The sequence below is a fragment of the Pauljensenia sp. UMB10120 genome (assembly GCF_030212035.1).
GTDB classification, from domain to species: domain Bacteria; phylum Actinomycetota; class Actinomycetes; order Actinomycetales; family Actinomycetaceae; genus Pauljensenia; species Pauljensenia radingae_A.
Genome location: NZ_JASODH010000001.1, coordinates 394,663 through 412,880 on the forward strand (window position 1 = coordinate 394,663; position 18,218 = coordinate 412,880).

At 54.5% G+C, this 18,218-nt stretch carries 15 protein-coding genes; 4 read left to right on the forward strand and 11 right to left on the reverse strand.

Annotated features, from left to right (window positions below):
* The first annotated feature begins 83 nt into the window (after positions 1 to 83).
* Complete coding sequence (locus tag QP093_RS01745; RefSeq protein ID WP_285014301.1) at positions 84 to 1,127, forward strand: LacI family DNA-binding transcriptional regulator; 1,044 nt, start codon at positions 84 to 86, stop codon at positions 1,125 to 1,127.
* A gap of 53 nt (positions 1,128 to 1,180) precedes the next feature.
* Here the strand turns inward: QP093_RS01745 and QP093_RS01750 are convergent, their stop codons facing one another.
* From QP093_RS01750 to QP093_RS01780, 7 genes are all read right to left on the reverse strand, one after another.
* A complete protein-coding gene (locus QP093_RS01750; RefSeq protein ID WP_285014303.1) occupies positions 1,181 to 2,044 on the reverse strand; it encodes a sugar phosphate isomerase/epimerase family protein in 864 nt (287 codons plus the stop codon).
* 38 nt (positions 2,045 to 2,082) lie between these two features.
* Complete coding sequence (gene iolG, locus QP093_RS01755; RefSeq protein ID WP_285014304.1) at positions 2,083 to 3,072, reverse strand: inositol 2-dehydrogenase; 990 nt, start codon at positions 3,070 to 3,072, stop codon at positions 2,083 to 2,085.
* Between the two features lie 226 nt (positions 3,073 to 3,298).
* Complete coding sequence (locus QP093_RS01760; RefSeq protein ID WP_285014305.1) at positions 3,299 to 3,526, reverse strand: hypothetical protein; 228 nt, start codon at positions 3,524 to 3,526, stop codon at positions 3,299 to 3,301.
* 139 nt (positions 3,527 to 3,665) lie between these two features.
* Positions 3,666 to 4,628 (reverse strand): 5-dehydro-2-deoxygluconokinase, encoded by a 963-nt coding sequence (iolC, locus tag QP093_RS01765; protein ID WP_285014306.1) that lies wholly within the window; start codon positions 4,626 to 4,628, stop codon positions 3,666 to 3,668.
* Positions 4,629 to 5,140: 512 nt separating this feature from the next.
* Positions 5,141 to 7,036 carry a 3D-(3,5/4)-trihydroxycyclohexane-1,2-dione acylhydrolase (decyclizing) gene (gene iolD, locus QP093_RS01770; protein ID WP_285014307.1) on the reverse strand — a complete coding sequence of 632 codons (1,896 nt, stop codon included), beginning with the start codon at positions 7,034 to 7,036 and terminating at the stop codon, positions 5,141 to 5,143.
* Positions 7,036 to 7,944, reverse strand: coding sequence for a 5-deoxy-glucuronate isomerase (gene iolB / locus QP093_RS01775; protein WP_285014308.1), 909 nt, complete (start codon positions 7,942 to 7,944; stop codon positions 7,036 to 7,038). Before iolB ends, iolD begins: the two co-directional genes overlap by 1 nt.
* Entirely contained in the window at positions 7,941 to 8,804 is an 864-nt protein-coding gene (locus QP093_RS01780; protein ID WP_285014309.1) for a Cgl0159 family (beta/alpha)8-fold protein, read from the reverse strand. Before QP093_RS01780 ends, iolB begins: the two co-directional genes overlap by 4 nt.
* A 372-nt stretch (positions 8,805 to 9,176) precedes the next feature.
* Here QP093_RS01780 and QP093_RS01785 point away from each other — a divergent pair, with 372 nt between their 5' ends.
* Entirely contained in the window at positions 9,177 to 9,950 is a 774-nt protein-coding gene (locus QP093_RS01785) for a GntR family transcriptional regulator (RefSeq protein ID WP_285014310.1), read from the forward strand.
* A gap of 433 nt (positions 9,951 to 10,383) precedes the next feature.
* On the opposite strand, the gene QP093_RS01790 is transcribed toward QP093_RS01785, so the two are convergent.
* From QP093_RS01790 to QP093_RS01805, 4 genes are read right to left on the reverse strand one after another with little or no spacing between them, the layout of a single operon-like run.
* Positions 10,384 to 13,578, reverse strand: coding sequence for a type I restriction endonuclease subunit R (locus QP093_RS01790; RefSeq protein WP_285014311.1), 3,195 nt, complete (start codon positions 13,576 to 13,578; stop codon positions 10,384 to 10,386).
* Positions 13,575 to 14,690 (reverse strand): restriction endonuclease subunit S, encoded by a 1,116-nt coding sequence (locus QP093_RS01795; RefSeq protein ID WP_285014312.1) that lies wholly within the window; start codon positions 14,688 to 14,690, stop codon positions 13,575 to 13,577. The genes QP093_RS01790 and QP093_RS01795 overlap by 4 nt, the downstream gene beginning before the upstream one ends.
* Entirely contained in the window at positions 14,677 to 16,275 is a 1,599-nt protein-coding gene (locus QP093_RS01800; protein WP_285014313.1) for an N-6 DNA methylase, read from the reverse strand. The genes QP093_RS01795 and QP093_RS01800 overlap by 14 nt, the downstream gene beginning before the upstream one ends.
* Positions 16,268 to 16,462, reverse strand: coding sequence for a hypothetical protein (locus tag QP093_RS01805; RefSeq protein ID WP_285014314.1), 195 nt, complete (start codon positions 16,460 to 16,462; stop codon positions 16,268 to 16,270). The genes QP093_RS01800 and QP093_RS01805 overlap by 8 nt, the downstream gene beginning before the upstream one ends.
* Before the next feature lie 1,011 nt (positions 16,463 to 17,473).
* On the opposite strand from QP093_RS01805, the gene QP093_RS01810 reads away from it, so the two are divergent.
* Both QP093_RS01810 and QP093_RS01815 read left to right on the forward strand, forming a co-directional pair.
* On the forward strand, positions 17,474 to 17,728 hold the full coding sequence (locus QP093_RS01810; protein WP_285014315.1) for a type II toxin-antitoxin system Phd/YefM family antitoxin: 255 nt from the start codon (positions 17,474 to 17,476) through the stop codon (positions 17,726 to 17,728).
* A 3-nt stretch (positions 17,729 to 17,731) separates the two neighbouring features.
* Positions 17,732 to 17,992: a Txe/YoeB family addiction module toxin gene (locus QP093_RS01815; protein WP_285014316.1), complete on the forward strand. Its 261-nt coding sequence runs from the start codon at positions 17,732 to 17,734 to the stop codon at positions 17,990 to 17,992.
* The last annotated feature ends 226 nt before the right edge of the window (positions 17,993 to 18,218 follow it).

An 18,218-nucleotide genomic window follows, 5' to 3' on the forward strand; every position in this document is an offset into this window, starting at 1 on the left:
CAGTCCACGTCAAGACGGGTCTGCAGTGGCGCAGTCATTACACTTGACAGCAACACTGGTTGGCATTTTGCGGAAAAGACACTATGAAAAGAAAAAATCAATCCATCGATGCTCCCCAACGCGTGCGCATGATCGATGTCGCTCGCGCCGCAGGGGTGTCAACGGCGACCGTCTCACGCGTGTTGAGCAATGCAGGCACCGTTAAGCCTGACCTCGCTGAACGGGTGATGGAAGCTGTCAGGCGCACGCATTATGTCCCCGATTCAACAGGTCGCGCCCTGCGCCGCCAGCGCTCGGATGTGTGGGCTGTCATCGTGTCGGATATTCAGAACCCGTACTTTTCGCGACTGGTCGCCTCCATTGAGCAGATCGCCACCGCCAACGGCCTGTCGATCGTGTTGTGTAATACGGGTGAAGATCTGGACCGCGAGCGCCGCTTTATTGCCAATGCCATTTCACAGCGCATGTGCGGAGTGATCCTGACCGCGGCGTCGGAAGCTGATGAGAACGTTGAGCTGCTGACCCGGGCCCGCATTGCCACCGTCGTCGTTGACCGGCGTGTCGGATCGTACGAGGGTGACTCGGTGCTCTTGAATAACGTTCTTGTCGGCCGGTTGGCTGCGAATCATCTGATTGAACGCGGGCATCAGCGTGTTCTGTGCTTGTTTGGTCCGTCTGCAGCTTCCACCACGTTTGACCGCTATCTGGGTTTCCAGGCCGCATGGACGGAGGCGCATCGCGATCGTCATGGTTTGCAGCTGGTGGAAACGAATATTCACGCCGAAGGAGCTCGCCAGGCGACCGCGTCCGCTTTGGCTCGAGCCCACCCGCCGACCGCTATCTACGCGGCGAACGCCGTGCTGTCGATGGGTGTGTATCGGGCGGTGCAGGAAAGTGGGCGACGCATGCCCGAGGATGTGTCACTGATCGGCACCGATGATGCTGACTGGACGACAATGGTGTCACCTCAGGTGACTTTGATTTCGCAGCCCGTGGAGGAAATGGGAACGCGCGCGGCGTCGATTTTGCTGGAGCGGATGGAGGATCCGGACGGAGCGCCACATCATGTGGTCGTCTCGCCGTCTCTGATCGAAAGGGAAACGACAGGCACGATGTCGGCGCGTTAGACGCACACGAGGCGCCTCGCCAGACAGCGAGACGCCTCGTCAATAGACCCGTCTTACTTGTCGAGAGCCTTGAGCACTTCCAGAGACTTCTTGACGTCAACGACAGGACCGCCGTTTGCCGGTGGTTCCTCGTCGATCATGATGTCCTGCTCCAGGACGTAGTAACCGTCAAATCCAGCTTCATTGAGCTTGTTGACGATCGCAGCGAAATCAATGTCGCCCTCGCCAATGGGTGCGAACATACCGGCCCTGACGCCCTCGCCCCACTTGAGTTCGCCGGGCAGAAGCTTGTCGGTCATGTCCTTGTGGATGTCCTTGGCGTGGACGATGTCGACGCGGTCGGCGTACTTGTTGACCAGTTCGACAACGTCTGCACCACCGCAGGCGAGGTGGCCGGTATCCAGGCACAGGCCAACCTTCGAGTTGTCCAGGACGCGCTCCACTTCGTCAACGTTTTGCACCATGGTGCCCCAGTGCGGGTGCAGGCAGGCGATCACATTGCGCTCGGCGCATGCGGCTGAGATGCGGTCGAGGTTGGTGAACAGTGTTTCCCAGCCTTTTTCGTCCAGGACAGGACGCTCGTCGTATCCTTCAACGCCGGAGTCTGCGGCGAGGATCAGGTATTTGCCGCCTGCGACCTCGAATGCATCGAGTTCTTTCTGGACGGCAGGAATCGGGTCGATTTCAGGGTCGTGCATGATGGACAGGAAGAATGAGCCGACGACGTCGAGTTCATACGTGGCGACCTGCGCGGCGCGGGCTTCAGCTTCGAGCGGCAGCCATCCCTGGGGGCCAAATTCTGTGGCGGTCAGGCCGATCTGCTTCATTTCCGTCAGGACGCGCTGCGGGTTCATCTGGTATCCCCAGCCTGGAACTTCACATACACCCCAGCTGATCGGGGCTCCTGCAATCTTCATCGTGTCAATCTTTCGTGTCGTGTGGATGTGCGGGTGATTCAGGACAACGTAATGGATGCGCCGGTCAGAGCCGATTCCTGAGCGGCTTCAGCGATTTGAAGAGCCTTGATCCCATCGGTGACGTTCGGGGTCGGTGTCTGGCCGTGTGCAATCGCGTCGAGGAATGTGTTGAGCTCGTTGCTGTATGCCTGGGCGTAGCGCTCCAGGAAGAAGTTGAGGTACGGCTCCTTCGATGCGGAGAAGTTCGATGTGGACAGTTCAACGGTTGTGGCGCGCACGTTGTCGGCGTTCAGCACGCCGTCGGCACCGAAGACTTCCAGGCGCTGGTCGTAGCCGGGGGCGCAGTGGCGCGAGTTGATGATGGTGGCGGCAACGCCGTCAGCGTTGCGCAGCAGGATCATTGTTGCGTCGAAGTCGTTGGCTTTCTTGATCTCCGGGTCGAAGTTCTGGCCGTAGGCGAATACCTCGACAATGTCGCCGAGGAAGAAGCGCGCCATGTCGAAGTCGTGGATCGTCATGTCTTTGAAGATGCCGCCTGAGGTGGCCACGTACTGCGGGCTGGGAGCTTCGGGGTCGCGCGAGGTGATGGTCACCTGCTCGACCTGGCCGATCTCACCCCGATCGACGAGGGCTTTGATCGCGGCGAAGGACGGGTCGAAGCGACGGTTGAAGCCGAGCATGATGGTCGGGTTGAGGCCTTCGAGGTCCTTCTCGAGCTGCTTGGCTGCCTCGTAATCCAGGGCGATCGGCTTTTCGCACAATGCGGGCAGGCCGGCTGTGGCGGCGGCAATGATGTGCTGTGGGTGCTGCGGTGTTGGGGAGCAGATGACGACTGCGTCAAGGTTGTCGAGGGCAAACAGGTCCTTCGCGTCGGACAGAACCGTTGCGCCGAATCGCCCACCCAGTTCCTGCGCTGCTGGCTGATATGGGTCAGCAATCGCCACCAGCTGTGCGTTGGGATTGGCGGCAATGGTGTTGGCGTGCACGTGTGCAATGCGACCTGCACCGATGAGACCAATATTGACCATGATAAGACCTCTCTTATTGTCACGGACAACCGGCGTTGGCTATCCCGTTGTGCGCCTGACTGCCAATCGTAGCACGGCTTGTTCTGACATTAAAACCCTGATGCGATATATTCCCAGCATTACAGCGACTCGGACTTGGGCTTTCGCACGATTCTTTACACAAGCAGACAAGCCGCGGACACAATAGTTAGGACAATAACAATCGCGTTGAAAACAGCTTGGTTGATCAGTTGGCGAGCAGTTTTCCAACAGTGGCGCTGACAATGGCGACTGGAGCCAGAAAATACATTGAGATGACAGGTCCGCCAGAGTTTGCGAACACCGTCGTGAAACTTCTCAATGCGCCGTAGATTCCACGCATGTTGCTTCGTTTGACCGCTTCAAGCGTGAGGAATGTCAGTGCCAGGACGATAATTTCAATGGAGCACGCACCGACCCTATCGGCATTTGTCATACGTGTAAAGATTATTGCACGCACAAACAGTCTGCCAGACGAGGGGCCGCCACGCCGCCGTTCTAAGGCCACATGAAAAGGTGGGCGAGAGCCGAACTAATCGGGCTACTAGCCCACCCTCTCAGGCCACTGAGATGAGTCAGTTGTCTTCGGTCAGAACATCACATGTTCCGGCGTTGACTGCCTTCCAGATCTCTTCCTCAGTCGGCATTGCTGTGGAGCATTCCAGACGAGATGCCACGATCGCGCCGGCACCGTTGCAGCCCTGAATGATCTTCTCCAGATCCCAGCCCTGCAGCAGACCGTGCACCAGCGAGCCGCCGAATGCGTCACCAGCACCTGCGCCGTTCATGGGCACGCACGGTAGTTCAGGCACAACCAAGCGCTCGTCGGCCGTCTTAGCCAGTGCACCGTCACGCCCCTGCTTGACGATGGCGATCTTAACGCCGCGTTCTAGGAGCGCATCTGCAGCACGCTCGGGGTCCTTCTCCCCTACTGCAATTTCACATTCGGTGCGGTTACCCACTGCCACGTCGGTGTATTCGAGACACTCGGCGTAGCGCTGCCTGGCGAGTTCAATGTCGTCCCAGAAGATGGGCCGCCAGTCCATATCGAAAATCGTGTATGGCTTGTGGCCGCGCATCTTCAGGGCGTCAATGTGGGTGGTGTAGGAGGGGTCCTCTGACAGGCCGGTGCCGCTGAACCAGAAGACCTTGCAGTTCTTCACGGTTTCTTCCGGCAGATCAGACGTCTTGATCTGCAGGTCAGGAGCCGACGGCTCACGGTAGAAAAAGAACGGCGCGTCGGGAACAAGCTCGCAGAACGTCACCGGTGTGTTCAGGTTCGGATCGGTGATGACGAATTCATCGCTGACACCCAGGCGACGCATTTCGTCGCGAACGTACTTTCCGAATGGATCGTCGCCCACACCTGTCAGGATTGCCGCATCCTCACCCAGTCTTGCCGCTGCCACCGCGACATTCATCGGCGATCCGCCGAGGAACTTTTGGAACGTCGTTACTTGGTCGAGGGGCGTGTTCACCTGAAGGGGGTACACATCCACGCCACTGCGGCCAACGGTTAGAACGTCGTGAACTGCCATGACCTTTCTCCTCACTTCGTCGAGCTATTCAGCTTGTACTCTTTCAGTGTACGACAACGCCGAATATTTGTCACTACATTTAGGTGTGCCACTGCCCTGTCAGAGCAGTGACTTAACGCCGCCGCTTCACGACTGCATCATCCCATTGCTTCGCACGTCCACTCTCAGCGTGGCCGCCGACTCGGGCTTGTCGACGCCAGGTCCTACTGCCTCATACGCACTCAGCCGACCCACGATTGACACATCTATTTGTCCGAACATTCCCCAAATCGTGACGCATCAGCCCATGTACTGCCCTGGCACTGACCGCCCCAACCGGTCTGGCCACCTCGATCCTGACACCGGTCGTGGTCATCCGCCAGATCCTGAAAGCGGCTGACCAGATCTGATCTGGTCGCGCCACGCATAAACGCGGCAGCAGGGACACCCCTGCTGCCGCGTCTTTTCTGCCTCTGCAGATATGATGCGACAAGGCACCTGCACGCAGACGGCTTATCGCGGGCTCGTCATCGTCACAGGTAGAGGCGCTGTGCGGATTTCTTCTCTTCGTATTCCTTGCGGGCCTTGGTGGTCGAATCGATACGCGAGACCTCGGCCACTGCAACATCCCACCAACTTGAGCTCGGCGGATTCGGTCCGTACAGATCCGTCTCGATGTGGATCATCGTCGCCTTGTCCGATGCTTCGGCCTTGCGGTAGGAATCGCGGAACTCGTCCATCGTTGACACGCGCAGTACGTCCAAGCCCCACGATTCGGCATTCTTGGCGATATCGACCGGCAGGTATTCACCCGGTTCGTTGTGCGCATTGCCTGCACCCATCGTGTAGCGGGTACCGAACCTCTGGGAACCGTGCGACTCTGACAGCGCGCCGATCGAGGCGAAGCCGTGGTTCTGCAACAGGACATAGATGACTTTCACGCGCTCCTGAACGACGGTCGCCAGTTCCATCGGCAGCATCTGATAGGTACCGTCACCGACGATTGCGACAACCTCGGAATCAGGATGAGCCAGCTTGACGCCCAGGCCGGCCGGGATTTCATATCCCATGGTCGAGAAGGCGTACTCCACGTGATACTGCGTCGGGTTCTTCGCCTGCCACAGCGCCTGCAGGTCGCCGGGCATAGATCCGGCAGCGTTGATGACGATGTCGTTGTCACCCATCATCTCGTTCAGTGCGCCGAAGACCTCCAGCTGGGACGGCAGTGGCTGATGGTCAAGGTGGTAGAGCTCCTTCGTGGTCTTCTCCCACGCTGCCTTCTCATCAGCGATCCTGTGCGAGTACTCATCGTCAACATGCCAGCCATCAAGCGCGCCGGTCAGCGCGACAAGTGCCTCTCGCGCGTCGGCCACCAGCATTTCTCCAGCATTCTTCACTGCATCGAAAGGCTTGACGTTGATGTTAACGAATGAGACATCCGGGTTCTTGAACTGGGTGTGCGAGGCAGTCGTGAAGTCGGAGTAGCGCGTGCCTACACCGATGATCAGGTCAGCTTCGTCAGCAAAGTGGTTCGCGCTGTCACAGCCCGTTGACCCCACGCCGCCAACGGCCTGCGGGTGATCGAAGTTGATCGCGCCCTTGCCTGCCTGAGTGTCGGAGACCGGGATCCCGGTTGCGGTCGCAAAGTCGCGCAGGGCCTGGGATGCCTCGGAATACTTCACACCGCCGCCGGCTACAACCAGCGGCTTCTTTGAAGCCTTGATAGCTTCAACTGCGCGGTCCAGCGACGCCTGGTCGAGCGGAGCGCGGCGGATGTGCCATACGCGCTTGCGGAAAGCCGTGACCGGGAAGTCATACGCCTCGGCCTGCACGTCCTGCGGCAGCGCCAGCGTCACTGCGCCCGTATCGGCCGGGTCGGTCAGTGCGCGGAAGGCCTGCATGAGTGACGGGATCAGCTGCTCGGGGCGGTTAATGCGATCGAAGAACGCGCTGACCGGGCGGAATGCATCGTTGACCGAGGTGTCCAGTGTCTGCGCGTTCTCAACCTGCTGCAACACAGGGTCCGGGTAGCGGGTGGCGAAAATGTCGCTGGGGAACAGCAGAACCGGCAGACGGTTCGTCGTGGCCAGTGCGGCACCTGTGACCATATTCAGTGCGCCGGGCCCGATCGAGGACGTGCATGCGAAGATACGCTGACGGTTGGTTGCCTTGGCGTAGGCGGCGGCCGCGTTGACCATGCCCTGCTCGTTGCGCGGCATGATGTAGGGCAGGGATCCGCCATCGGGTTCGGGGTTCAGCTCGTTTTGCAACAAAGCCTGTCCGATGCCGAGGACGTTGCCGTGACCGAAAATGCCGAATGCACCGGAGACAAAGCGGTGCTCTTCCCCGTCATGCTCGACGTACTGGTTCACCAGGAAGCGGACGATTGCCTGTCCAACTGTGAGGCGTACTTTTTCTTCGTTGGCCATTACTTCACCTCTGATTCTTTAATCGGGAAGAACGGGACTCGTTCGTCGATGTCGAGCCCTTCCCATTCCTGTCGCATCCACGTGTGGACCGGGTCATCTGTCATGAGCCACACTGAGTCTTCAGCCGGGCCGCCCATCACGTTGAGATAGTACATGTCGTATCCGGGCGCAGCTGCCGACGGACCGTGGTAGCCGTGAGGCACGATGACGGTGTCACCGGAGCGCACTTCGGTGCACACATCGATTGGGTGTCCCGGCGAATCGTAGACTCGCTGCAGGCCAAATCCCTCGGTCTTCTGGTCGCTGCCCGTCAGGCCACCCTCGCGAATTTCGAAGTAGTAAATCTCTTCAAGGACGCGTTCGGAGTCTGTGTGCTCATCGTGCTTGTGAGGCGGGTAGGAGGACCAGTTGCCGCCAGGGGTCAGCACTTCGGTGACCAGCAGGTGCGACGTTTCCACTTCATTGCCGAGGGCGTAGTTGTTCACCTGTCGAGTCCAGTTCCCGGAACCACGAATGCCACTGTTGACGTCGTCAACCGGGCAGTACCGCACAGGCAGATCTTTAGTCGCCTTGGTTGCCGGCAATGCAAAGCGGCCGTCGGTCGTTGCGGTGAGCGTGAATTCCTTGCCGCGCGGGATGTAGATGTAGTCGGTGACGCCGGTCCATATGGATTCGCGGCCGGCCAGCTCGTAGTGTTCGCCGTCAACCTCAACGGTTGCTGAGCCTTCGAAGGGAAGAACCAGCAGCTCTTCGCCCTCGGTGTCGACTTTCTGGGACTGGCCTGCTTTGAGCGCGACGACGCGCAGCGAGCACCATTTCCAGCCGGCTCGTTCAGCGGAAATCGAGGTCTGGAACTTGCCTTCGGCCGTGCTTCCGGCCTTGATGACGTATTTTTCGTTGTCGTTCACAGTAACTCCACAGTATTGTCGACAGCTTTGGTGACATCGCCATCGGTCGGGAACAGAAGGGAACGCCCGATGACCAGGCCAAAGACGTTCGGCTGTTGCAGGGCGACGTGCCACTTCTCCAGTGTCGCGTCAGCATCCTTGGACACCTCGCCGCCCAGGATCAGCGACGGTAGTGTCGCGGCTTCCATGACGCGCTCCATGTCATCGACACATGGCAACTTCAACCAAGTATAGGCGGATGTGCGACCCAGGCCTGAGGCAATTGCCATCGACTTGATGACGGCGTCAGGGGTCAGGTCGTTGACGATGGAGCCGTCCACCCAGTTCGACATGAAGGGTTCGATCATGGTGACCAGCCCCCTGTCCGACATTGCGTTGACTGCGTCGGATGTTGCCTTGAGGGTGTTGGCCGTGGCGGAGTCTTCCAGGCAGATACGCGTCAGCGTCTTGCCACCGTCCAGCCTGGCCTTTTCGATGCCGTCCGGATCGTAACAGTTGAATTGGTCGTCCATTTCGAACTTCGAGCCGCGCAGGCCCACGCGGTTCATCGATCCGTAGACAAGTTTTCCCTCGAGGGCGCCCACCAATGCGAGATCTTCGATCATGTCGGCTGTGCCCAGGAAGCCGTTGACACCGGGCCTGCTCAGAGCTTCCACGCAGCGTTCGAGCACGTCGATGCGGCTGGCCATCGCTATGTCATCGTTTCCTGCGCCCAGTGCGCCGCGCGCAGGGTGGTCACAGGCGATGATCATGAGCTTGTCGCCTTTCTTCAACTCGCCCGGCTTGCGTGATTCCAAAGCTTGCGCAATCCGCTGCGGTTCATACATCCTGATCTCGGGAATTTCCCTGATAGCTACCATTTCTTCTCTCATCGTCGTACGAGCCCTATTGCTCACGGTTACACTGCCAGGATCGGTCGGGCCAGCGTTGTGCCCGTCCGGCTCTTGGTTTTTGACCACACTCATTATCTCTCACATAGTTTCCACCGTCAAGTGTTTGTCAGTACAATTTAAGGTTTTCTTGCCTAATTAGATACAACAAGAGGATGTGAACGCTGGGCAAACTTTCTTTTTATTTGTCACCTCCAACTCCCTCAAAATGAGGTATCATTCGGAATTGACATGACTAGCGTGTACACAACATGACGTGGACCCTGGCTAATGATCCTTCACCATCGTGGCTGATGAGTACCTTTACCGCGAGAACACGCCAACAGGCAGTGGGAGATTGACATGACAACTACCAAGTCAGACGAGGAACACCTCGACGAGCCCTTCATCCTCGAAATCACCATTAATCGTGACTCGCCGATTGCTCTGCACCAGCAGATCTCTGTACCACTGGAACGCATGATCACCAAGGGTGAGATCCTGCCCGGCCAGGCAATCGAGGACGAGGTGTCACTGGCGAACCGCTTGCAGATCTCTCGCCCGACGGTTCGACGCGCATTCCAGGATCTGGTAACGAAGGGGCTACTGTCGCGACGTCGCGGTGTCGGAACGCGGGTCTCCCCCAGCCCGGTTCAACGCCAGGTGAAGCTGTCGAGTTTGAACGAGGACCTCATCAAAGCCGGCCACACTACCCGCACGGAAGTCCTGCGCTACGAGGTGCGTTTTGCTGATGAAGACATCAGTAAGAAACTCGAGTGCGATGAGGGGACGGAAATTGTGTTCTTCGAGCGTTTGCGGTGGCTCGATAACTCTCGCCTTGCCTTGATGCAGAACTACGTGCCCTCTGACATTGCCCCGTCGCTGACTGACTTGGCACGTGACGGCTTCTACCATTGCCTGGCCCAGTCTGGTGTCCACCTCCAGTCGGGCTATCAGCAGATCGGAGCGAAGAATGCCTCTGACTATGAGGCGGAGATTCTGCACGTTGATTCGTCGGCTGCCCTCGTCACCATGAAGCGAACGTCGTATGACGAAACGGGGCGGATCGTCGAGTACGCGACGCACTGCTACGACGCTGCGCAGTATGCCGTGACGATGCCGCTGGTGACCGCCTAGCGCCTTTTGCCGCTTAATTTTGCGGCCAGATAACGTAGTTGTTTCCGCCGCGCGGGGCGCCCAGTTTTCCTCGACAAAGACGTGCAACGTGATTTAGTCAAGCATATTCAGATTACCGGCGATAGAGTTTTTCAGCTGGACACTGGCATCAAGCTCGATACAATACGCTATCGCTTGAGCAATGTGGCTTTGTAGCTGCGCTTGAGAAAGTACGTGTTGCTCGATGTTTCACTTAGCGAACGCCCGCAGGTCGGAGTGATTGGGATAACCGTTACAACGCTAGATTAGACTTCCTCAACTGCTGAGCAGTTAATCAAGTAACCACTAAGGAATATTCAGCTCGGTGAGGATAGCTTTATTATCAGCCTCATCCAGTGTCAGGGTTAGGCCCTCTGCCTTCTTCGTCCTCCTGACTGCTCGACGACTATCAATATCAACCTTCGTTATTCTTGAAGTTCTCTGCTTGCTCCATTACTTGCTCGAAGACTTCTTTATTCCACTGTGGCGGGTATCCGTTCTTGTAGAGCAACACCGTCAAGTCGCGTTTCAAGCTACTTTTGATATCGTTGCGGCTGGCCCAGTCAGCGTAACGTGACTTATCATCGACCAATTCCTTGATCGCTTTGGCTAGTGGTAAGCATTTTTCGTCGGGATAGTCGAACCCGTGATCGTCACGCACCTTCACGAGGATGTCATAGAATGCTTTTTCCTCATACGTGATACCAAGCTCGGCAAACGAATTCTGATCTTCTTGTAGCTCATGCAAAAGACCGATTAATCGGTTGGAAAGGTCGTCGATGAAATCGTCCACTACCTCGGATGTGAATAGCAGATTATCGCGGTCATTATAGCGTTCCACGACGGCCTTCAACCGTTCATCAAACTGCACGGCCTTGACCTTGTTCGTCTTGCGATACTGGCTAATTGCCTGTCTGAGTAGTTTCAGAAGGGCATTAAACTTGGTGATTGGCATCTTCACAGTCTTCAACTGCTCGATTACTTCGTCGCTAAAGATGTCAATAGTCTTCGCCTCATCGATGATGGATTCCACTCCAGTGGTGGAGATTGCTTCTTGCACCATCTTCTCCACCACTCGATTCATGGTTTCCGCATCAGGTGCGTCTCCCTTCGTCTGCTTATACACAATAGAGCGGACAGCCATATAGAACTGGGCATGCATGATTTCGACATCTGCGAGTTCCCCAGTAGGAACCGTTATTTCGTAGGCCTTCTTCATTCTCTTCGAAATGGCCATAAAACGTTTCTGCAGATCAGCAGAACGCTGGATAAATTCAGCTGCCTTGTTGAGGCATAGCAGTCGTTCAAGTGGTGAACCTTGGTAGTACTTTGACGCGTCGAAGCCGATGAACAAATCATCTAGCAGCGCTAACTGGTTACGGAAAACACTGACGGACACATCGATTTCGTCCACAGGGCTTTCTTGTTCTTCACCGTATTGTTTGAGGGCTTGCATCATTTGCTTCTTGATGCCGATGTAATCCACCACGAGTCCTTTATCTTTTCCTTCAAAGACTCGATTAACGCGGGAAATGGTTTGAACCAAGGTATGTCGTTGCAGTGGCTTGTCGATATACATCACGGTCAATGACGGCACGTCGAAGCCAGTAATCCACATATCAACCACAACAGCGATACGGAAGTTCGAGTTATTGTTCTTAAATTGAGCATCAAGCATCTTGCGATACTCTTTCGTGCCAGCAGCATCGAATAATGGCTTCGGATCATTCGCCCCCTGCGTGGCCACGAGATTCACCATTGGAAGAGCCACTAAATCATCAAGCTCTTCCTTCGTAAGATCACTTTCGTTCGCAGCCTTGCGCGCCTCGCCCCACTCAGGGCGTTGGCGAATGATTTCTTGAGTGAGGCTATACGCAATCTGGCGATCGATGCACACCACCATCGCTTTTTGCACCACACCCGGCTTTTCTGAAACCAGACGCTCATAATGTGCCACCAAGTCAGCTGCCAGCATCTGTAAACGCGTCGGGTCACCAACGATGACCTTCATTGCGCTCATCTCCCGCTGACTTTCCTCAATTGCCTCCTCAGTAGCGCCCTGTTCGGCTGCCTGGTCGTAGTAGCTCTGAATTTCTTTAGCCTTCTCCTCCGAGACAATCACCCGGGCAAGACGTGGCTCATAGGCGATACGCACGGTAATGCCGTCATCGCTGGATTCTTTCATAGTGTAGGCATCCACAATGTCACCAAACACCGCCACAGTCTCGTCAATCGGTGTACCGGTGAAACCACAATAGGTGGCGTTCGGGAAACTATCACGCAGATATTTAGCGAACCCATACGTAGTGAAAACACCCTCATCGGTGGTCTTCAGCTTCGCTTCGACCCCGGTTTGCGTGCGGTGCGCTTCGTCCGAGATACAAATGATATTGCTGCGATTTGACAGCAACCCCACAGATTCAGAGAACTTTTGTATCGTAATGACATACACGCCGCCACTGGGTTTGTTCTCTAGGGTCGTCTTGAGGTCTTCACGTGACTCAATGGAGCGCACATCATCTTCGTGTAAAAACTTCTTCGCGTTCACAAACACTTTCGAAGTCTGCGAATCCAAATCCTCACGATCCACAATCACAATCACTGTCGGATTACGGAAAGTTTCCGGGTCACGAAGCATCAACAAGCGAGCCAAGTAAACCATCGTATAGGTCTTGCCTGAGCCGGTTGCTCCGAAATACACGCCGCCTTTACCGTTCCCACGCGGGCGCATATGATCTCTGATCGATGCCAACATATTGTTCGCCGCGAAGAACTGCGGATAGCGACACACAATCGCCGTAGCCGTCTCCGTTTCGTCTGGGTACAGAACGAAATCCCGCAAGATTGCCAATAATCTGTCAGGCGCAAATGCACCAGTGATCAATGTAAGCAGTGACGAAATACCGTTCGATACTTTGTCTAGCTCGTTTGCTTTGTTCCACGAATAGAAATACTCATACGGCGTGAAAATACTACCGAGCTTATTGTTCGCTCCATCACTGATCACCGCTAGGAAGCAGTATTTGAGCAGGTTCGGGATATCGCGGGTGTAGCGGATTGTCACCTGCTCCCACGAATCATGAATGGTGGTGTTTTCCTCGATTGCCGTTTTGAATTCAAAGATCGCCACCGGAATACCATTGATGAACACAAGTAAGTCCGGCCGCCGCAACCGCTCGCCTTGCACCGAATACTGATTCACAACCTTAAAAAGGTTATGTTCCGGATGCTCAAAATCAATGAAGTCAACGTGTACTGCTATCTTCGATACGTCATCGCGAGCAAAATCAAAACCTTCCGTCACCAGCCGGAACGCATCACGATTCGTTTCATATAGACTCGGCGCGCTCGACAGCTCGAGGCGATTGATAATTTTGCGGAACTCAGTATCGGTAAACTGTTCGTGCAAATATCGGGCACGCAAAAAGGCCTCAAGATCATCACGAATGAGAACTTCATCGAATGGACGATGCATCTCCTCGCCACACACGTACTCATAGCGTTGGTCCTCATGGCCTTGGTCAGCAAAAATCTCTATAATCGCCGACTCCAGCTCAGCCTCAGTGAAACGTCCCCTCACAAACTCCAAATCCATGTCGTAACCGTTCACGTCAACACCTCCTCACGCGCTGCTTCATCCAAAGATCCTTTAATCAACACCGGGCATAGATTCCTAATCTGTTCTTTCAACTGGTCGACATATGCTCGACGTTCCATAAGCGTCGCGGAAATCTCTACGAGCGCTTCCTGCTGCTTTTTCTCCGGAATTGGAACGTCAATCTCTAAGAATCGTTTCTTTTCCATACCACTGCGCACATTGGTATCACTCATAAACCAGGCATAGCGATCTGTTTCAGCACGTGAAAGCCACGAGAGTAAAAACTCAGGAATCAAGTCGTCGGTATTTACCTCAAACACCATATATGCAGGAGAAACAATAATTGCTTGTTCTCCTGTATTCATCGCTATTGGTACAGCCACATCTCGCCCGACGTGCATTAGATTGCAAGCAAACTGATGTCGCTTCACCAGCTTGTACTTACTAAGGTCAGCGCCGCTCGCAACTGACGGCATAAACAGTTTTTCCTTTTTCACCCCATTAACCTCGGAAATTGCGAGGTCTGCATTTCGGTCATCAACTTCTCGTGTCAGGGCACCTAAAGGCTCTCTTGGCGTGTCTGTTTTGAATTTCTCTAACAGACCCGCCGCCGTGACTTGCAGGTCATCGAGCGTGCGTTCGTAGGCTTTCTGATTGGCGAGCATGGCATTGTAAATGTCCACGTAGTTCTGCTGGATCTCAATAGGCGGCAAGTCGATATCGATATCACATATATCGTCCCAGGTGAACGTTTCACGAGCCGAGCCCCATGAGTTAAATCGCGCATACCGATCAAACTCGGACCTATTGAAATACACTTGAAGCCATCTTGGATGAATTTTTCGTTCATCTACTGAAAAAACGAGATTTACCGATGAAACAACAATTGGCTCACCTAAGTCGTTATACGCAAAGGCAAAAACTTTTTCGTTGTTTGTTGTTTGAACACTAGTAAAACAACCTGGTCTCACAATTTTGTAATTATGAAGGTTATTTCTGTCTACCTTCGCTGTCGGTTCTCGAAATTCTTTATGGACGCTGACTCCTAATACTTTTTTGATTTCATTTGAAGTATTGCGTTCATCGTGTAAGCGTATATACGCACCTAATTTACTCAATCCCATAGCCGATTCCTTTGAACGCGGCTACGAGTTGAGCCTGGGATTGTTTTTCCTGGGCGAGTAGTTTCCGCATTTCGCCCTGGATGCGGTTCATCTCTGTGGCATAGTCAATTTCGAGGTCGTGATCGATAAACTCGACGTATTTGCTGGGCGCGAGCGAGTAGTCATTGGCGCGTATGCCGTCCTCGCCGCCAAAACTGGCTGATTTACAAAGTTCCGGTATATCCCTATAGCCGCCGTCGACGCTCTGCCATGAAGCGTAGAGGGCTTTTACGTCGGCGATATGGTCATCAGTGAAGGCGACCTTCTTCTTTTTCTTACCCTTCTCTATCTGGATTTCGTCGATGTGGTTGTTCCATGTGCGCAAATCGATGAACAGGATCTCATCACTGCGGTCACGCAAGGTGCGGCCGTGCCATTCGCCGCCTTTCTTATTGCGGTTAATGATCCACAGCGTTACTGAGATATCAGTGGTGTAGAACATATCTCGCGGCAATACGATGATGGCTTCTACCAGGTCGCGCTCAATGAGCTCCTTACGGATTTGATACTCAACGCCGTCAGCATTCAATGCGCCATTGGCGAGAAGGAATCCGGCGATTCCATGACTCACGTCCAGTTTCGAGACCATGTGCAGTATCCAAGCGTAGTTTGCGTTTGCCACTGGAGGCATCGCGAAGCCTGCAAAGCGCGGGTCTTTCGTGAGTTCGTCTTCTCCGCGCCAGTTTTTCAAATTGAATGGAGGATTCGCCATGATGAAATCTACCTTGCGGTCGCGGTGCAGATCCTCGGTGAAGGTAGATGCGTTCTTCGGACCGATGTTCGTGCCGATGCCTCGAATCGCCAAGTTCATTTTGCATAAACGCCAGGTATCGGGATTGGATTCCTGGCCGAGTATCGAAACATCTTTGCGATTGCCGTGGTGCGCGTCAACAAACTTCATTGACTGTACGAACATGCCACCGCTGCCGCAGCAGGGATCATAGACGGTGCCCGAGTATGGCTCAATCATTTCGGCTATGAGTTTCACAATGGATGCGGGTGTATAGAATTCGCCATCTTCCTTCGTGCCCGCAGCCGCATAAGCGCGAAGGAAGTACTCATAGACCCGTCCAATCAGATCCTCAACTTGGAAATACTTGCTGTCGAGCTTGCCCACTTCATCAATGAGCGCTTTCAGCTGGGCAGAACCTGTCCCCAGTGCGGCATAGAGGTTCTGCGGTAAAGCCCCCTTCAATGATGGGTTCTTGTCCTCGATATCGGCCATGGCCTGATCTAGGATCACGGCAATGTCGTTGGCTCCAGCATTTTTGACCAGGTGCTCCCAGCGGGCTGTAGGTTCGAGATAGAAAACGTTTTCAGCGTTGTAGAAGGAGGGGTCTTCTAGAAATTCAGGAATATCGCCATACTCTTCCTTGATTGCTTCGCGTTGCTTGGTGAACTTATCACCAGCGAACTTCAGGAACGCCAGCCCTATGACAGCATCACGGTTCTTCTCAGTAGAACCCACCGAGCGCAGCGCAACACGGCAGTTCCACAAGACTTGTTCAAGAGTGACTTCTTTTTGCTTTCTAGCTGCCTTAGTCATGTGTCTTACTCCCTTCAGGGGCATGGATAGTGCCATCTATAGAATCGGCCTGTGCCGCCAGGAACGGATCTGTTTCAATCGTGATTTCGCTTGCTAAACCTAATTCTCCTGCAGCGCGAATGAATTCAACATGAATGGAATTGCCGTTCGCTACCTGTTTTTGAGAACAATTACGGGCAAAAGTCATGGAATCCGCTTTGTTAGTTGGATTAGGAATTGTTTTCCTATTACGTAGGAAAGTGGTTCTCGCCCATTGACTATCTTTACCGCATATTTCTTTTCGAGAGAATAGGTACCACTCATGGATTCAAGAAGCCTATCGCGGAACGCCTTCTGGTTCTTGCAAGGCTTGTTCCGGAGGTAAAGAGCGCAGCAAATTCGACCGAACTCGGTGGTGTCAGTGGCCTTGTTGCCTTGATTCTCCAAAATATGCTCCAGATTGTCCAAACCTGTAGTTCTCGCCCGGAGGGTTCCCCAATTCGTTTCGCACCTTCAATATGTGAGCAGTTCATCGGATGTTGGAGACCTTTTGAGGCGAAGCAAACAGCTTCATTATCTCACGACAACAGGAAAAACGCTCATAGATACACAAGGCTACTTGACGAGTTGGAGTTGACAAATATGGCTCGCCTCGCGAAGCAGACCTCTGCGAAGACGGCGTCCAAGGCATCGACGATTTTGACCTATGGTTTTTTCGGTAAGCATTTGACGGATCAGCTAGTCGTCTCCTGATTTATCGAGAGTAGCGGCGAAGTGACTCGTCTTTCGTTTTCACGCACCGATACCACTTCCGACTTGCACCGGCAGATCTCCAGCCTCGGCATCACGCCAAGAAACAGAGACCGACACCATGCAGATGACCATACGTTACGAGGCGCTCAACGCCCGAAATGAGGGAGCAAAAGAAGAACTCGACATCGACTCCGGCGAGCTAACGCTCATATTTGACACTGACCGGCATCAACGTGTCGCTTAAACCAATACAGCCGTGGATCAGGCTGCCCGCGCCGATACCTGTGACGACCTCAAAGCCTTCTCGAACCCAGTCAGCAACGCGCTATCGCGCTAAAGCATCGTCCGAGCAATCTCGCAAGTCGTTACCAGACATGCAAGCAGCAGCAACGCGTAGATCGCTGAGCACCGTAGTCTTGCCATCGAGCTTCTCATAAAGTACAGTTTTACGTACAGGAGGTGAGCTATGAAGACGATGAGTTACACCGATTCTCGCGCAAACTACGCCCAGGTGTTGAACGACGTTGTCGACGACCGTGAGGAAACGATCATCACCCGTGCCGGACACGAACCGGTCGTGATCGTCTCACTCGCCGACTACGAATCTCTGAGAGAGACCGCCTATCTACTACGCTCTCCCTCCAATGCTCGACGTCTCCTCGACTCAATCGATAATCTCGAACACGGTCGCGGAACTCAGCATGACCTCGTCGAGGACTGAGAAGTGATCCTTGTCTGGGATGAGGGTGCCTGGGAGGACTATCTGTGGTGGCAGACAGAAGATCGTCGAATACTCAAGCGCATCAACCGGCTCATTAAAGACATTGCCAGGAACGACAATGAGGGCATTGGCAAACCCGAGGCGCTGAAGCACGGGCTATCCGGCTACTGGTCGCGGCGGATCACCGACGAGCATCGATTGGTCTACAAGGTTGTTGGCGACGAGATTCGGATTGCCGCCTGTCGATACCATTACGGCCGCTGATCATCCGACGCCAACGAAGGAGCCCAGCGGTTGGGCCACAAAAAAGGGGTTGATGCCCGGATTGTGTGTACGTGGTGTTGGTTTTTGTTCGGTGTGTCAGGGGTTTTAGCGCTGTGTACATGCTTTGAAAGCATGTATGGTCCATGGTGCTAGAAATCGGCCGCGTTGTGGTGTATGCGGCCACAAGCTTGTCAAGAACGGCAAAACCAGTGCTGGAAGAACCAGG

Excerpts from the sequence above, each read along its gene's own strand:
- iolG (WP_285014304.1), bottom strand. The coding sequence starts at position 3,072 with ATGGTCAATATTGGTCTCATCGGTGCAGGTCGCATTGCACACGTGCAC.
- QP093_RS01780 (WP_285014309.1), bottom strand. The coding sequence starts at position 8,804 with ATGGTAGCTATCAGGGAAATTCCCGAGATCAGGATGTATGAACCGCAG.
- QP093_RS01785 (WP_285014310.1), top strand. The coding sequence starts at position 9,177 with ATGACAACTACCAAGTCAGACGAGGAACACCTCGACGAGCCCTTCATC.
- QP093_RS01795 (WP_285014312.1), bottom strand. The coding sequence starts at position 14,690 with ATGGGATTGAGTAAATTAGGTGCGTATATACGCTTACACGATGAACGC.
- QP093_RS01745 (WP_285014301.1), top strand. The coding sequence starts at position 84 with ATGAAAAGAAAAAATCAATCCATCGATGCTCCCCAACGCGTGCGCATG.
- QP093_RS01750 (WP_285014303.1), bottom strand. The coding sequence starts at position 2,044 with ATGAAGATTGCAGGAGCCCCGATCAGCTGGGGTGTATGTGAAGTTCCA.
- QP093_RS01810 (WP_285014315.1), top strand. The coding sequence starts at position 17,474 with ATGAAGACGATGAGTTACACCGATTCTCGCGCAAACTACGCCCAGGTG.
- iolD (WP_285014307.1), bottom strand. The coding sequence starts at position 7,036 with ATGGCCAACGAAGAAAAAGTACGCCTCACAGTTGGACAGGCAATCGTC.
- QP093_RS01800 (WP_285014313.1), bottom strand. The coding sequence starts at position 16,275 with ATGACTAAGGCAGCTAGAAAGCAAAAAGAAGTCACTCTTGAACAAGTC.
- QP093_RS01760 (WP_285014305.1), bottom strand. The coding sequence starts at position 3,526 with ATGACAAATGCCGATAGGGTCGGTGCGTGCTCCATTGAAATTATCGTC.
- iolC (WP_285014306.1), bottom strand. The coding sequence starts at position 4,628 with ATGGCAGTTCACGACGTTCTAACCGTTGGCCGCAGTGGCGTGGATGTG.
- QP093_RS01805 (WP_285014314.1), bottom strand. The coding sequence starts at position 16,462 with ATGACTTTTGCCCGTAATTGTTCTCAAAAACAGGTAGCGAACGGCAAT.